The following is a 1,342-nucleotide window of genomic DNA, read 5'->3' as shown; positions in this document are numbered from 1 at the left end:
GGTTTGCCCGTTTACGACTCGAGCAAGGGATGAAGCTACTACAAGCAGGACAATGCGGCACTGAAGTCGCGCATCAAATTGGTTTTTACGATCAGGCACATTTCAGCAAAGCCTTTAAGCAGACTTATGGCGTCTCTCCGTCTCAAGTCACTCGATAACAGCACGCTCATCTTAGGCTGTCAGTTTTTTACAAGCGCATGCCACAACAAGCCTCCACAATAGCTGCATTGGTAATCTTTGAGATGTGTTATGAATGAATCCACTATCCTGCTGACATTGGCCAGCATTCACTTTATTGCCTTAATGAGCCCAGGCCCCGACTTCGCATTAGTGGTGCAAAATGCCACGCGTCATGGTCGCCAGACGGGCTTATACATCGCTCTTGGCTTATCCGTTGGTATTTTGCTGCACTCGTTGTTCAGCCTGACTGGTGTGAGCTACCTTGTGCATCAACATCCTTTGCTGTATTCGGTATTACAACTGCTAGGTGGCAGTTACCTGCTTTACCTCGGTGTTGTCGCCCTGCGCGGCGTGATCGCTACGCTCAAAAACCCGCAAACGGATCAACAAAATAAAACAAACAGCTTCGTGATCAGCAACAAACGTCAGGCTTTTGCCAAAGGTTTTGCTACCAACATTCTCAACCCCAAAGCACTGGTTTTCTTCATCAGCTTGATGTCGAGCTTGGTGCCAGCCGGAATGTCGGTCTCAGGCAAAAGCATCGCGTTAGTTATCCTGTTCAGCTTGTCTCTGGTTTGGTTTTCCAGCTTGGCGTGGATGCTCTCAACGCAACGTTTACAACGTCGATTACAACAAGCAGGCATCTACATCGATGGCATCTGTGGTGTGGTGTTTACCCTCGTTGGCGGCAGTATCTTGGTGCAAACCATCAGCACGTTAATCGGTTAACTCTCTGATTTAAAAGCGTCGCACACCCGACATTTATTAAAACGCTGACTCGACGATCTTCTCTATGGCTGCCAAGCTGAACAATCAAACTGGCAACATGGAGAGTCATCATGCATTGGACGTTCAACCGACTCGTGTCTACGGGTCTTTTTCTTAGCGCCTCTATCACCCACACCGCGTTTGCAAACCAAGCCACCGATGCGATTGCCCCAGAGCAAAGTACTGGGCTTGAGCACAAACAACTGGTCAAAGCCAAAGACTATATGGTGACAGCAGCGAACCCAATCGCCACCCAAGCTGGTGCTGATGTACTGGAGCAAGGCGGCAATGCCATCGATGCTATGGTGGCGGTACAACTGATGCTTGGCTTAGTCGAACCACAATCTTCCGGCATTGGTGGCGGCGCATTTTTGGTGTATTGGGATGGCGAACA

3 protein-coding genes are annotated in these 1,342 nt (G+C 49.3%); all 3 read left to right on the top strand.

Going from position 1 to position 1,342, the window contains the following annotated elements; all coding sequences use genetic code 11:
- The coding region (locus tag R7P72_RS24565; RefSeq protein WP_318110907.1) for a helix-turn-helix domain-containing protein at window positions 1-158 on the top strand (158 nt) is incomplete at its 5' end.
- A gap of 91 nt (window positions 159-249) precedes the next feature.
- Complete coding sequence (locus tag R7P72_RS24560; protein ID WP_318110906.1) at window positions 250-909, top strand: LysE family translocator; 660 nt, start codon at window positions 250-252, stop codon at window positions 907-909.
- Window positions 910-1,019: 110 nt separating this feature from the next.
- Window positions 1,020-1,342 (top strand): gamma-glutamyltransferase (locus tag R7P72_RS24555; RefSeq protein WP_318110905.1); only part of this gene is annotated, 323 nt, incomplete at its 3' end.

Source organism: Vibrio sp. Vb0888 (assembly GCF_033338835.1).
GTDB classification, from domain to species: domain Bacteria; phylum Pseudomonadota; class Gammaproteobacteria; order Enterobacterales; family Vibrionaceae; genus Vibrio; species Vibrio alginolyticus.
Note: the sequence above shows the minus strand (reverse complement) of the source record. Positions and strands in the feature narration are given on the sequence as shown.

Bases quoted from the DNA above. Each gene is read 5' to 3' on its own strand.
- R7P72_RS24560 (WP_318110906.1), top strand. From the start codon at position 250: ATGAATGAATCCACTATCCTGCTGACATTGGCCAGCATTCACTTTATT.